This window comes from Demequina gelatinilytica (assembly GCF_000971115.1).
In the GTDB taxonomy this organism is placed as follows: domain Bacteria; phylum Actinomycetota; class Actinomycetes; order Actinomycetales; family Demequinaceae; genus Demequina; species Demequina gelatinilytica.
The window spans coordinates 15728-29898 of sequence record NZ_BBLV01000020.1; the positions used below are offsets into that span (position 1 = coordinate 15728).

The window sequence follows — 14171 nt, forward strand, 5'->3', positions numbered from 1 at the left end:
GTCAGGAAATCTGTGGGCGCCCGCGTCGGCGCCTGTCCTACCGATTCAATACGGTAGGACGGCAACAATTCCATAACAGCGGCGGGTGTGTCCGTTGATCCCTGCGTAGAATGTGACATTTCCCACACGTGCAACCTTGACGGCATTCCGAGATGTCCGGTATGCGCCCGTGCCGTGATCATGCAGGGACGTCGGGCCGCCGGCCGGTCAGCGCACGGTCACCGTGCCGAGCGACGTCCAGACCTGGAAGTCCACCGCATCGTAGGCGTCCGGTGCCACCGCGATCGCCGCGTCCGACCCGGCGCTCGAGCCTGAGGTGCGGCCTCCGGTGGCGGCCAGGCCCGAGTCGTCGGGGGTGAGGAGCGGTTCGCTGCTCCCAAGCCCCAGGTCGGTATCGCCGTCGCCGAGCCACGCCTCGTCCTCGGTCCCCCAGCCGTCCTCCATGGTGAGGACCCCGCCGCCCACGCTCAGGTAGTGGCTCGCGAGCAGCGTGTAGGTCCCGGGCTCGACCTCGCTCGCGCCGGAGTCCGTCCAGCAGCCGTCGACCTCGCGCCACAGGAACTCCGCGGCGTCGCTCGCATGCGCGGCCAGCGTGGCCGTCGGATCGACGTCGACGGTGCCGTCGGCCTCGGCGCGCTCCGCCTCGAGCATGTCGACGGCGTAGGCGTCGCGGTGGGGATCCACCGCATAGCCCTCGGCGACCACCTTGCCGTCGCGGACGAGCATCAGCTGGAGCTCGTTCTGACCCCAGAACTGCGTGAGGTCCCAGTCGGAGGTGTTGGTGAGCGTCGTGGACACCAGCGGGTTGCCGTCGATCACCCAGCCGTAGCTCACGTCGATGACCGAGGGCGCGTCGACCTCCACGCCGAGCAGGTCGATCTCGGACGAGCGTGCGGGGAACGTGCCGTTGCCGCACCCGAACCACGTCGCGTCGAGCCCGCCCGACCAGTCGCTCGACACGGTCCAACGCTGCGTCCCGGGCGCCATGTCCCAGGCCCCGGCGAGGCCCGCGAGGTACAGCTCACGGGCGGTACCCGGGTCGAGCGCGGAGTCGTCCACCGCGCTCGACGGCTCCGTCGCGGGAGGATCCACCTGCACCGGGGCGGGGTCGTCGGACCCGCCGAGGTACGCCGCGAACGGGTCGTCCTCCGCGTCGCCCGTGACGGTGAACGGCATCGGCTCGCTCACCAGGCGGATCGAGGCGTCCGCCGCGATCCCGGGATCGGTCGCGGCATCGTCGACCGGGCCAGGCTCCTCCGAGGCGCCGCCGTCGGCAGGCGCGGGCTCGGGAGCCGGCTCGGCATCCAGCGGCTCGATGCCGTACAGCTCCTGTGTGAGCACCAGCGTGTAGTCGCCCGCGGGCAGCGCGGATCCGTCCCAGCAGTTCTCGAGCGGCTCCTCGCGCATCTCCATGCCGATCGCATCGGACATCAGCTGGGAACCGTAGGACTCGCCGGGCTCACGGGCGACGGCGGGGATCGTCGCGACCACGACGCCGTCCCACAGGACCACGCCGCTCATGCCGAACGTCTCGAACGTCGCGTCGACGCTCGAGGCGAGGCCTGCGTCGAAGCCGAGCACGCCGTCGGAGACCTCGGGGGTGGTGACGGAGGCGTCGATGGTCGCGAGCGGGTCGTCGCCCGTGCCGAGCTCGGGCAGCTCCTCGCCGCACAGGCCCCACGCGAGCGAGGACGCGGCGCCGCCGCCCGCGGCATCGGCCTCGGCGCTCATGTCGCCCGCGTCGCCGGTGCCGCCCAGCGCGCCGTCCTCGGCGACCGCCGCCTCCTCGCGGCCCTCGCCCGAGGTGCTGTCCATCGAGCCCGCCATGCCGTCCATCGCGCCGGCCACGCCGAACCCGAGCACCACGACCATGCCGCCCGCGAGCGTGCCGTTCGCGCCCATCCGCAGGCCGCGCTGCGTGGCGACGCGACGGCGGGCGCGCGCGGCGTCCACCTCGATCCCCTCGAGCGGGGCGCGGTCGGCGGCGCTCCTCAACGCTTCCGAGAGCCTCATGTCAGTCGCCTTCCTTCCGTCGTCGTGCGGACACATCCACCGCATCGGCCTCGTCGTGGTCCTCGAGCGGGCCCAGCAGGAGCTCGAGCCGGCCCAGCGCATCGTGCAGGTACCGCTTGACCGAGCCGGGCGCGAGGCCCAGCTGGTGCGCGATGTCCGGCACCGTGAGGTCGTCGAAGAACCGCAGCACCACGCATGCCCGCTCCCGTGGCGTCAGGGTCGCCAGCGCCTCGAGCACGTCCGCCGAGGCCTCGACCCCCGCGAGGGGGTCCACCGACTCCGTGGTGGGTCGGAACAGGTGCTGCACCCTGCGCCAGCGCTGCTCGCGGCGGTAGCCGTCGATGTAGACCGTGGTGATCGCGCGTCGCACGTACGCCTCGGCCTTGGTCGCCGTCAGCCCCGGGCGCGGATGCGCGAACGTGCGCACCAGCGCGTCCTGCACCAGGTCCTGCGCCAGATGACCGTTGCCGCACACGAGGTACGCGTACCCCAGCAGCGCGCGCTCGCGGTCGCGCATCAGCTGGCTCATCGTGTCCCGCCAGTCGCTCATCGCGTCCCCCACCTCGTCGTGCCTCGCAGTATCGACGCGGGGGGCGGCCGAAACGTTGGGGCGCACCGTCCACGGCGCGGTCTCTTCACCTAGAGTGGCGAAATACCCCTTGCGGGCGCGACAACGGAGTCGCGTCGGGGAGACGTCAGGGAGGACGTATGCACGCAGCCGCCACCGCCGTGGAGGTCTCCTCGGGGAGCCTCACCGTCGTCGTCGTGATCGGGATCATCGCCGCCGTGTCGCTGCTCGCCTCATGGCTGCTGCGTGCCCAGGTGCTCAAGGCGCCCGACGGCACGGAGAAGATGAACGACATCGCGACCGCCGTGCAGGAGGGGGCCTCCGCGTACCTGAGCCGGCAGCTGCGCACCCTCGCGCTGTTCGCCGCGCTGGTGTTCGCGCTGCTGTTCCTCCTGCCGGGGGACACCGGCGTGCGCATCGGCCGCTCCCTGTTCTTCCTGCTGGGAGCGGGATGCTCCGCGACCATCGGCTACATGGGCATGTGGCTCGCGGTGCGCGCGAACGTCCGGGTGGCCTCCGCCTCGACGCGCCAGGGCGGACGCGCCGAGGGCGCCCGCATCGCGTTCCGGACCGGCGGGGCGGTGGGCATGTCGGTGGTCGGCATGGGCCTCGGCGGCGCGGCCGCCGTCGTCTTCCTGTACCGGGACGATGCCGCGGCCGTGCTCGAGGGCTTCGGCTTCGGGGCGGCGCTGCTCGCGATGTTCATGCGCGTGGGCGGCGGCATCTTCACCAAGGCGGCGGATGTCGGCGCGGACCTCGTGGGCAAGGTCGAGCAGCACATCCCGGAGGACGATCCCCGCAACGCGGCGACCATCGCCGACAACGTGGGCGACAACGTCGGCGACTGCGCCGGCATGGCGGCGGACCTGTTCGAGTCCTACGCGGTGACCCTGGTGGCGGCGCTGATCCTGGGCAAGGCGGCGTTCGGCGAGCAGGGCCTCGTGTTCCCCTTGATCGTCACCGCGATCGGCGCCCTGGTCGCTGCGCTCGGGGTCGCGATCACCAGGGTCCGCGGCGACGAGCCCGGGCTCAAGGCGATCAACCGGGGCTTCTACACCGCGGCGGTGGCGGGCGCGGTGCTCGCCGCGATCGCCTCGTTCGTCTACCTGCCCTCGACGTTCGCGGACTTCGACGGCTCCGCGGTCGAGGACGCGTCCGGCGATCCGAGGGTCATCGCGACCGTCGCGGTCTTCGTGGGCATCGGGCTCGCGGGCCTCATCCTGTGGATCACCGGCTACTTCACGGACACCGCGAAGCGCCCGACACGGCGCGTGGCGCGCACCTCGCTCACGGGCGCCGCGACGGTGGTCCTCTCGGGCATCGGCGTGGGCCTCGAGTCGGCGGTGTACACGGCGACCGTGGTCGCCGGCGCGATCGTCATCCTCTTCGCGGTCTCGGGCGGCTCGATCGCGCTCGCGCTGTTCCTGGTGGCGCTCGCGGGCTGCGGGCTGCTCACCACGGTCGGGGTGATCGTCGCGATGGACACGTTCGGGCCGGTGTCCGACAACGCGCAGGGCATCGCCGAGATGTCGGGTGATGTCGACGAGGAGGCCGCGAAGACGCTCACCGATCTCGACGCGGTGGGCAACACCACCAAGGCCATCACCAAGGGCATCGCGATCGCGACGGCGGTGCTCGCGGCGACCGCGCTGTTCGGCAGCTACTCGGACGCCGTGACGCACGCCCTCGAGCAGGCGTCGGCGAACGCCGCCGACTACTTCAGCTACGAGATCATCCACCCGCTCACGCTCGTGGGCGTGATCATCGGCGGGGCCACCGTGTTCCTCTTCAGCGGGCTCGCGATCGACGCCGTCACACGGGCGGCCGGCGCGATCGTCTTCGAGGTGCGCCGCCAGTTCCGCGAGATGCCGGGGATCATGGACTACTCGCAGCGTCCCGAGTACGGGCGCGTGGTCGACATCTGCACGCGCGACTCGCTCCGCGAGCTCGCGACCCCGGGCCTGCTGGCCGCGATGGCCCCCATCTTCGTGGGCTTCGCGCTGGGCGTCGGCGCGCTCGCAGGCTTCCTCGCCGGGGCGATCGGCACGGGGGTGCTCATGGCGGTGTTCCTCGCCAACGCCGGCGGCTCGTGGGACAACGCGAAGAAGATCGTCGAGGACGGCTACCACGGCGGCAAGAACTCCGCCGCGCATGAGGCCACGGTCATCGGCGACACCATCGGCGACCCGTTCAAGGACACGGCGGGCCCCGCGATCAACCCGCTCATCAAGGTGATGAACCTGGTGGCGCTGCTCATCGCGCCCGCGGTGGTCGCGCTGAGCTACGGCGACGGCGCGAACAGCCTGTGGCGGACCGTGATCGCATCCGTCGCCGCGATCGTCGCGGTGGTCGCGGTGGGTCTCGCGTCGCATCGAGCGCATGCGGGCGGCATCGCGAGCGAGGCCGACGCAGCGGAGGCGGAGGAGCATCACGACGAGCCCGCGCGCGAGCTCCAGTAGGGCGTCCCCGCGCGTCTTCCACGTGGACCGCCATCGCTGGTAGAACTTGCCCATCTCGACTTGCTCGAGGAGTCGAGGGGCAGGTCCATGAACCGCGAGGTCGAACGCGAGCACGCGCGGCGCTCACGACAGGCGACGCGCGACCTGGCCTCCTGGGCCGTGTTCCTCGTCGCGCTCCTCTGGGCTGAGATGTGGCTGGTCGACAGGGTCCTCGAGGACGGCTACAGCTCCGCCAGATCGATCGGGATGTCCATCGCGGTGCCGCTCCTTGCTCGACTGTCCATCCGGATGCGGGCACGCGTTCAGCCGTGGCGCTTCCCCGTGGCTCCGCTGCGGGAGCCGGGGGAGCGGACGGTCCGCCTCACCTCGTGGGGGAAGCATCGGATGCGGGTGCTGTGGACGGTCTACATGGAGGCGTCCACGGGGCTCGGATGGAAGGAGCTGGGGGAGCGCAAGGACGCGAAGAGCCCCCTGGTGGTGCGCGCGGGCCTCGCGGACGAGGCCGCGATGGACCTGGGTCTGCTCCTGGAGGGTCACGGGGCGACCGTGGTGATCGAGTAGCCGGTCGGACGCGGGTGCGGATCTCGGGTAGAACAGGCACATGCCGACTCGAGACGCGAACCGCGGGTGCCCCGCATGAGCCGGGGCGCGCGCTGGGCCATCGTCCTGTCCGGCATCGTGGCCTGGGCGGCGGTGCTCGCGGTGCTGTCCTCGACGCTTCCGTTCTGGGTGGTCGCCGTGGCCGTGGTGCTGCCTGCGGTCGTCATGGAGGCCCCGATCCGCAGGTTCCTGGGCCTGTCACCCCTCGGACGTCCCCCGTCCCGCGAGCCCGGACGGTTCACGGTCACGGTGACGGGCTGGGGAGAGACCCCTGAGCTGGTGCTCGCGGCGGCGCGCGAGGAAGGCGCGGATGCGCGTCAGCTCCGCACCGTGCGCGAGGCCCTCGAGAAGGGGGCGCCGCTCATCGTCCGCAGGAACGTCTCGGAGGCCGCTGCGCGCGACGTCGCCGGGAGCCTTGAGCGCGCCGGTGCCGTCGTCGCGATCGAGGAGGCTGACGACTGAGACGTGGCGCCGCCGGGTCCCGGCCGCGTCGCAACCTCCGTGACACACGACCCTGGCACGATGCCGGGATGGCACGGATGAACGCGAAGCTGGCGGGAGGCGTGGTCGGCGCGCTCGTCGTGGTCGAGGGCACCTCAGGCGTCCTTCAGGGCTACTACACGCCCCTCCTCACCGACATCGCCCGGCACCTGGGCATCCACGATGCCGATGTGAACTGGCTCGAGGCGGCCCAGCTGCTGCTCAGCGCGATCGTCGTGCCGGTGCTGGCGCGCCTGGGCGACATCATCGGCCACCGCAAGGTGCTGCTGGCCTCGCTCCTGGTGACCGCGGTGGCGAGCTGGAGCCTCGCCTTCGCGCCGAGCTTCCCGCTGTACATCCTCGCGTGGGCGATCCAGGGCTTCTACGTGGTGTGGCTCCCGCTCAACATCGCGATCATCCACTCGCGTGCGCGCGACCGCGAGGACGGTGCCGCGCTCACCCGCAAGGGCGCCGGCGTGATCGTCGCAGCGCTCCAGGCGGGCGCGATCCTCGGGGCGCTCGCGGGCGGGCAGCTGGGCGGGATGCTGCCGCTGTGGGCGACGCTCAGCGTCCCTGCGGTGCTGGTGACCGTCGCGTTCCTGGTGGTGCTGCTCAAGGTGCCCGACACGGGCGTCCGCCGTGAAGGCTCGGTCGACACCCTCGGCGCGGTGATCCTCACCCTGAGCCTCGTCGCGCTCACGGGCGGGCTCTCGCTGGTCCGCGCGGACGGGTTCACACCATGGGTCGCGGTCGTCATCGCGATCGGTGCGCTCCTCATGTGGCTCTTCGTCCGTGTCGAGGGTGCCAAGCAGGACCCGCTGGTGGACATCGCGCTCATCAAGAGCCCGACGGTGTGGCCCGTGATCCTCACCGCGGCGCTGTTCGGGGTGAGCGTGCTCGGGGCCCAGGGACCGCTGTCGACGTTCGCGCGCACCGATCCGTCCGAGGTCGGCTACGGCCTGGGGCTGACGTCCGCCACGGCCTCGTACCTCATCGGCGCCTACGTGATGTCGCTCCTGGTCGGTGCGCTGCTGTTCGCCCGCCTCAGCGCCCGCTTCAGCCCGCGAGGCGTGCTCATCGCCGCATCGTTCCTGGTCGCGGGCGGGTACCTCGCGCTCATCCCGCTGCATGGCAGCACAGCTGTGGTGGTGGGCTGCATGGTCGTCGCAGGGCTCGGCTCCGGTGCGCTCGTCGCGGCGCTGCCGGCCGCCGCCGCCTCCGCCGCCCCCGCGCACCAGACCGCGATGGCGACAGGTCTCACCAACACGACCAAGACCATCGGCGGCACGTTCGCCTCCGCGGCGTTCGCGGTCGCGCTCGTGAGCGGGGCCACGGCGGGAGCAGGCGAGTCCACCGCCGGCACGCTGTCCGGCTACATGACCGTGTGGGCCATCTGCGGCGGCACCGCCATCGTGGCCGCCCTGTGCCTGTTCGCCGTCCCCAAGGTCGCGTTCCAGCACAACATCGACGCGGTCGAGGCCGAGGCGGCGGGCGCCCGATGAGCGTCCCCGCCGCCGAGCAGGTCGCGGAGCACCTCGCGGCCCTCATCCGCATCCCGACGGTGACCCCGAAGGACCTGGGCCCGCACGACGACGCGACCGCGGCATCGTTCGCCGCGCTTCACCGGGCGCTGCACACCTTCTATCCCCGCGTCCTCGCGCACGAGGTCGAGACCGTGGGACGCGCCGGCCTGCTGGTCCGGATCCCTGGCGCCGCAGCCGACCGCCCCGTGGTCCTCATGGCCCACCAGGACGTGGTGCCGGTGCCGAGCGACTGGGCGGCCGAGGGCTGGGAGCACGAGCCCTTCGCCGGTGCGATCGTCGACGGATGGGTGTTCGGGCGCGGTGCGCTCGACGACAAGGGCGCGCTCACGGTGATGCTCGAGGCAGTCGAGTCGCTGCTGGGCGAGGGCTGGATCCCCGCGCAGGACCTCCACCTCCTCCTCGGTGCGGACGAGGAGTCCTACGGCGACTGCGCGATCACCGCCGCGACGCTCCTGCAGGAGCGCGGCATCGTGCCGTGGATGGTGCTCGACGAGGGCGGCGCGGTCGCGACGGGCGCCTTCCCCGGCCTCGACGGCGAGGCCGCGGTCATCGGCGTCTCCGAGAAGGGGATCGTCGACGTGCGGCTCACGGTCGAGGGACTCGGCGGGCATGCCTCGACGCCGCCGCGCGAGTCCGCTCCCGGCATCCTCGCCAACGCCTTGGCGCGCATCGAGGCGAACCCTCACCCGGCTGCGGTCAGCGAGGTCTCGATCGAGATGCTCACGCTCGTGGGCGGTCGGCTCCGCGGCCCGCTCGGCGCGCTCCTGCGCCGCGCGTCGTCCCTGCGCGGAGTGCTCGCGCGGGTGATGCCGCGTCTGGGTCCGGAGCTCGCGGCGATGGTCCGCACCACGGTCGCGATCACGCAGCTCGAGGGAAGCCCCGCGCACAACGTCCTCGCGACGCGCGCGACCGCGGTGCTCAACATCCGTGTCGCGGTCGGGTCGAGCGTCGAGGAGGCCGTCGCGCATGTGCGCGACGTGGTCAAGGACCCCCGCGTCACCCTCGAGCCGGAGGTGCCGTCCGAGCCCTCGCCGGTGTCCCCGCGAGGGGACGATGCGCGGTGGGCGGCGATGCTCGAGGCCGTCGGGGCGTCGTATCCGGACGCGCTCGCGATCCCGTACGTCATGCTCGCCGCCTCCGACTCGCGGCACCTCGCGCCGATGTCGGGCGCCACCTACCGCTTCGCGCCGCTGAGGATGTCGAAGCCTCAGCGCGAGGCGGTGCACGGGCCCAACGAGAAGGTCGAGGTCGAGTCCCTCGGCCGCGGCGTCGCGTTCTACCGTGCGCTGCTGACCTCGACCAGACTGGGGTGATGACCCCGACCATCCGCCGGATCGTCCCCGAGGACTGGGCGCGGGCGCGCGACCTCCGGCTCGCGGCGCTCGCGGACCCGGCCGCCGCGGTCGCGTTCCTCGACACGCTCGAGGTGGCGAGCGCCCGGCCCGACGAGTTCTGGATCGATCGCACGGCACGGGCCTCGCACGGCGGGGAGGCGCTGCAGCTGCTCGCGGAGGACGGCGGGGTGCTGGTCGGCACGGTCACGGTGCTGGTCCAGGGCGCCGGCTCGGCCGACTACTTCGGCGCGATCATCCCCGAGCGCCGCGCGATCCTGGTGGGCGTCTACGTCGAGCCCGCGGCTCGGGGGACGGGGCTCATCGGGGAGCTGGTGGAACGCGCATGCGCGTGGTCCCGCGAGCAGGGCCTCGCAGCGCTCCACCTCGATGTGCATGCCGACAACCCGCGTGCGCGGGCCGCCTACGAGCGTCTCGGCTTCCGCGCGACCGGCCACGTGCTCGAGACGGCGGCAGGTCATGAGGTCCAGATGGTCCGCGCGCTGTGACGGCCCGGCCGCACTAGCCTCGTTGGCGTGACCCTCGACGCCCCCGCCCTGCCCGATCCCGCCTCCGCCGACGCGCTCCGCAGCGACCTCGCCGACTGGACGGTCGACGCGGTCGAGGCCGTGGTGGGGGACCGTGCCATGCGCGCCTTCTCCCGCGAGCAGGTGCTGCCGGCCCGCGTCGCGGCCCGCGCATCGTCCACGCCGCAGGCGACGCTCACCCGGCTGTTCCTCCTGGGCGACCCCGTGGCGACGTCGGCGCTCGACGCAGCCCTTCCCGCGACGGGCGCCGACGGTGCGGCCCGCCTGGGCCTGGTCGAGCTGTCGGGCGGGGAGGCCCGTGCGCGCGTGGACCTCCGGCCGTACGCGGCGATCGGGGAGGAGGGCGAGTCGCGCTGGTGGGTCGCGTCCGACCAGGGCGAGGCGGTCACGGGCGCGCGCCTGCGCGCCGACCACGTGCTGGGCATCGGCGGGGCGTCGCTCACCCTCGCCGGGATGACGATGCGCGCGCCGGTGGGGCGCGTGCTGGACCTGGGCACGGGGTGCGGGATCCAGGCGCTCCATGCCGCGCGGCACGCGGAGGCGGTGGTCGCGACCGACATCTCGCGCCGCGCGCTCGCCTACGCCGAGTTCAACCGCGCTCTCAACGACGCCGGCGCCTGGTCCCTGCGCGAGGGCTCGATGCTCGACCCGGTCGCGGGGGAGCAGTTCGACCTGGTGGTGTCGAACCCGCCGTTCGTCATCACGCCCGAGGGGGCGCCGAGCTTCGAGTACCGGGCGTCCGGGGTCCCGGGCGACGGCATCGTGTCCACGCTCGTGTCGAGCGTCGGCACGGTGCTCGCACCGGGCGGGGTGGCGCAGATGCTCGGCAACTGGGAGATCCGAGGGGAGTCCTGGGACGAGCCGCTCGAGGCGTGGCTCGCGGCCTCGCCGGTGCCGCTCGACGCGTGGGTGATCGAGCGGGACGAGCTCGATGCCGCCGAGTACGCCGAGACCTGGCTGCGGGACGCGGGAGTCACGCCCGAGCGTGGGCGTGCCGAGTTCGATGCCGCCTACCAGGCGTATCTCACGGACTTCGACGCGCGCGGCGTGCGAGCCATCGGCTTCGGGATGGTGCTGCTGCGCCGCCCCGTCGACGGCATCCCGACGCTGCGCCGCCTCGAGCAGCACGAGGGTCCGCTGCAGGAGCCGTTCGGCGGCTACCTCGTCTCCGCGCTCGCGGCCCACGATCGCGTGGTGGCGCTGTCCGACGACGCGCTGCTCGACACCGCCTGGACCGCCGCTGCCGATGTCACCCGCGAGTCGTACGGCCCGGTGCTCCAGGCGGACCCCTCCCATCTGCTGCTGCGCCAGGGCGCGGGGCTCGGGCGCTCGGTGTCGATGGATACGGCGCTCGCGGGGTTCGTCGGGGCATGCGACGGAGAGCTCACCGCGAGGCAGATCGCGCATGCGCTCGCGGCGCTGCTGGACGTGTCCTCCGGGACGATGCTGGCCGGACTGGTCCCGGCGATCCGCGAGCTGGTGGCGGACGGCTTCCTCGCGTAGGCGCGACACGCCCGCGAGTGACCAATCTCACTGGGATCTTCCTGGGATTTCACCGCCATGCCGAGGCATTGCCATGGCTTGGGGCGAGGCTCGCGACCTTTACCGGCCCTTGGTCCCAGGGTGAGGCACGCCACACCAGATACGGGACCCAGGTCCGAAGCGGTCACCAAGGCGCAAAACTACCCTTGAAGGGTGACATCGACGTTCGCCGCAGGAGCCGGGGCACAGGTCGCCTCAGGCGCCCTGCGACCCTCCACCATGGGTGAGAATGACGGTGTCGAGGCGGCGCTGATGCACGACCATCGCCCCCTCGCCGATGAAATCCCATACGACGGTGTGTCGACGCGTCTCACGACGCCGCGTCGGCGCACCCTGGAGACGTCCGGACCGGTCGTCAGAAAAGGACGTCGCGGAGATCCCGCGGCATCGCCGACGCAGGAGGCACCCCCCATGTCCACCACCGAGATCGACATCACCGCCATCGCCGACGAGACCGCCGACGGGCTGGTCATCGCGGACTTCCTCACCTCCTGTACTCACGCATGGCCCGGACGCATCGCCGCGACGGTCACCCTGCAGGGCTGCCCGTGGCTGTGCGCGTACTGCGGCACGCCGGAGAGCCACGACCCGACCGGCGAGGGGCGCGTCACGTGGCAGCGCGTGCTCGAGCAGCTCGAGTCGCACCGCCACCTGGTCGACGCGGTCGTGTTCGGCGGGGGCGAGCCCACCCGCCAGGACGGCCTCCTCCCGGCGATGCGCGAGGCGCGTGCGCTCGGCTACGCGATCGGTCTGCACACCATGGGCGCCCACCCGGGCCGCCTGGCCTCGGTCCTGCCCGAGGTGGACTTCGTGCGCTTCGACCTCAAGGGCACCCCCGGCATGTACGAGCACATCACCGGCTCCGACACCGCGGGCTTCCAGGCGTGGGCCTCGCTCGAGGCGATCCACGAGTCCGGCGTCGACTACGAGGTCCAGCTCATCGTCGACCCGACCGTGCACACGCGCGAGTACGTGCTCGAGACCGTGCGCGAGGTGATCCACCGCGGCTTCCACGCCCCGGTGCTGCAGCAGCCGCGCCGCGCGGGCGCCTCCGCGGGCTACCGCCGTGCGCTGCGCAACCGCGGCCTCTACGACGTCATCACCCACGAGGACCTGCCGGACCTCGCGCGCCGCTGATCCAGGCTTCCGAAGGCCCCCGCCGCTGTCCGCGGCGGGGGCCTTCTGCGTGCCCGGCGGGGGTGTCCGCGGAGTGCTGCGCGGGGCGTCGCCCGTCCCGGCCTGGGCCCTGGGTCCCATGCCTCCCGGCCTCGAGTGAGACGCATCACACCTGATAACGCCGTTGTTTTACCGAACTGTGACACGTCAACCTATGTTTCGAGGATGTTTCGGGGCCAACGTCCCGACGATGGGCGCGAGGGGCACGGAAGGGTTCTAGGTGACAGCTCAACCAATCCCCGAAAGGAACCATCATGGTCACCAAGCTTCGCATCGTCGGGGCGGGCCTCGCGCTCGCCGGAGTCGGCTTCCTCGGCGCCGCCGGCTACGCCTACTCCGAGGTCGCGGCGGGTCAGGACTCGCTCCAGAGCTTCTCCGAGGCGCAGAACGTCACGCTGACCTACAACGAGGACGGGCAGCTCATCGACCGCGGCACGGTCGAGGGCGCCGAGGCGATCCTGAGCCTGCTCGAGGACGACTGGGGCTACAAGGTGGTCGACTCGGAGCTCGACCCCGACGACCCGCTGGTCAACACGGGCACCGAGTACATGTACCAGATGGCCACGGTGGGCTACCACACGCTGACCTCGACCTCGACGGTCGTCATCGACGAGGACGTCGAGTACAACGGCGAGACCATCGCCGCCGGCACCTACGAGGTGCCCACCGACGGCCGCTACTGGACCGAGTTCGACTACGCGAGCCCCCTCGACGGTGCGGCGCGGTCGCAGGCCTGGAACCCCACCGCTCACGCGCTGTTCGGCGAGCTTGGCGTCGGCTCCGTCACCGCCTCGACGCTCAAGCTGGGCCTCGGCATCGTCGGCCTGATCGCCGGTCTGGGCGCGCTGTTCCTCGCCCTCGGCGGCGCCTCGTTCTGGATCGCCGGCGACGTCGCGAAGCGCGACGCGGCCCGCGCGTCGGAGAAGGTCGCCGAGCCGGAGCTCGCGACCGTCTGACGCCGCTGCACGGCGCACACGAGCGGGAGGGTCCTCTGGGGCCCTCCCGCTTCGTCGTGCTCCAGCCCTTTACCAGGGCGGAAGCGGGTGGGTACGCTCGGCCCCGTGGTACAGGGGGCGTTCCGGTTCGAGGACTTCGAGCTCGACCCTGCCCGATTCCAGCTCACCCGCGCCGGGCAGCCGGTCCGGGTCGAGCCCCGCGCGTTCGACCTGCTCCGCCTGCTGGTCTCGCATCACGAGCGCGTGGTCACCAAGCAGGAGATCCTCGAGCATGTCTGGGGGACGGAGTTCGTCAGCGACGCCGCCCTCACCACCGCGCTGCGCACCGTGCGTCGGGCGGTGGGCGACACCGGCGCGGATCAGCGCGTGATCCGCACCGCCCACGGTCGCGGCTACCAGCTCGTCGCGGAGGTCCAGGTGGTCGGCGGCGGTGACGATGCGCCGGTGATCCCGTCGCACGCGGCGCCGGCTCCCGCGGGGGAGGTGCCCGGTGACGATGCCCCGGCCGCGGACGATCCGGGGGCGGTCGACGACGAGGCAGCGGGGCAGGACGACGAGGGGGTGGTCCCGATCGCGCAGGAGGCGGGCGGCCAGGTGGCTGGTGCCGGGGACGTCGACCAGGTCGCGGGAGCCACGGGCGGCGTGCTCGCCTCGACCGGTGCGTCGCACGGCTGGCCCGCGCTCGCCGGTGCGCTCGCGCTCATCCTCGCCGGGGGCGTCCTGCTCGCGAGCAGGAGCCGGATCGTGGGGCGGCGGTCGCGGCCGTAGCCCACGGCGCGATCAGATGGCGGTCGCGCGGTCACGTAGAAGTGGTATCTGGTGGTCGGTTCCGGGTGCTCGTCGCCTCACAGTGGTGCCTGGTTGTCGCTCGGCGTCCGCGACTGACAGCCAGCCACCGCTGCCACGCAGAGATCCGCGCGGACCGACAACGGGCGACCACGTCGGCTGCCGTGA

Annotated in this window: 12 protein-coding genes; 10 read left to right on the forward strand and 2 right to left on the reverse strand. The window is 72.4% G+C overall.

Features of this window, described 5'->3' with window-relative positions:
• Positions 1-207: 207 nt before the first annotated feature.
• Both AOM00_RS13890 and AOM00_RS13895 read right to left on the reverse strand, forming a co-directional pair.
• Positions 208-2013, reverse strand: a complete 1806-nt coding sequence (locus AOM00_RS13890; RefSeq protein ID WP_062518369.1) for a hypothetical protein — start codon at positions 2011-2013, stop codon at positions 208-210.
• A 1-nt stretch (position 2014) separates the two neighbouring features.
• Complete coding sequence (locus tag AOM00_RS13895) at positions 2015-2563, reverse strand: sigma-70 family RNA polymerase sigma factor (RefSeq protein ID WP_062518370.1); 549 nt, start codon at positions 2561-2563, stop codon at positions 2015-2017.
• A 158-nt stretch (positions 2564-2721) separates the two neighbouring features.
• Between AOM00_RS13895 and AOM00_RS13900 the strand changes: the two genes are divergently transcribed.
• From AOM00_RS13900 to AOM00_RS15860, 10 genes are all read left to right on the forward strand, one after another.
• On the forward strand, positions 2722-5040 hold the full coding sequence (locus AOM00_RS13900) for a sodium-translocating pyrophosphatase (RefSeq protein ID WP_062518371.1): 2319 nt from the start codon (positions 2722-2724) through the stop codon (positions 5038-5040).
• A gap of 87 nt (positions 5041-5127) precedes the next feature.
• Positions 5128-5601, forward strand: coding sequence for a hypothetical protein (locus AOM00_RS13905; RefSeq protein WP_062518372.1), 474 nt, complete (start codon positions 5128-5130; stop codon positions 5599-5601).
• 75 nt (positions 5602-5676) lie between these two features.
• A complete protein-coding gene (locus AOM00_RS13910) occupies positions 5677-6102 on the forward strand; it encodes a hypothetical protein (protein ID WP_062518373.1) in 426 nt (141 codons plus the stop codon).
• A gap of 68 nt (positions 6103-6170) precedes the next feature.
• On the forward strand, positions 6171-7622 hold the full coding sequence (locus AOM00_RS13915; protein WP_062518374.1) for an MFS transporter: 1452 nt from the start codon (positions 6171-6173) through the stop codon (positions 7620-7622).
• Entirely contained in the window at positions 7619-8977 is a 1359-nt protein-coding gene (locus tag AOM00_RS13920; protein ID WP_062518375.1) for a M20/M25/M40 family metallo-hydrolase, read from the forward strand. Before AOM00_RS13915 ends, AOM00_RS13920 begins: the two co-directional genes overlap by 4 nt.
• Positions 8977-9504: a GNAT family N-acetyltransferase gene (locus AOM00_RS13925; RefSeq protein ID WP_062518376.1), complete on the forward strand. Its 528-nt coding sequence runs from the start codon at positions 8977-8979 to the stop codon at positions 9502-9504. The genes AOM00_RS13920 and AOM00_RS13925 overlap by 1 nt, the downstream gene beginning before the upstream one ends.
• 27 nt (positions 9505-9531) lie before the next feature.
• Positions 9532-11046 carry a DUF7059 domain-containing protein gene (locus AOM00_RS13930; RefSeq protein ID WP_228373514.1) on the forward strand — a complete coding sequence of 505 codons (1515 nt, stop codon included), beginning with the start codon at positions 9532-9534 and terminating at the stop codon, positions 11044-11046.
• Between the two features lie 450 nt (positions 11047-11496).
• Complete coding sequence (locus tag AOM00_RS13935) at positions 11497-12222, forward strand: anaerobic ribonucleoside-triphosphate reductase activating protein (RefSeq protein WP_062518377.1); 726 nt, start codon at positions 11497-11499, stop codon at positions 12220-12222.
• A gap of 293 nt (positions 12223-12515) precedes the next feature.
• The gene (locus AOM00_RS13940; protein WP_062518378.1) at positions 12516-13217 is read left to right on the forward strand and encodes a hypothetical protein; all 702 of its coding nucleotides are present in this window, start codon (positions 12516-12518) and stop codon (positions 13215-13217) included.
• Between the two features lie 105 nt (positions 13218-13322).
• The gene (locus AOM00_RS15860) at positions 13323-13985 is read left to right on the forward strand and encodes a winged helix-turn-helix domain-containing protein (protein WP_228373515.1); all 663 of its coding nucleotides are present in this window, start codon (positions 13323-13325) and stop codon (positions 13983-13985) included.
• Positions 13986-14171 lie beyond the last annotated feature (186 nt).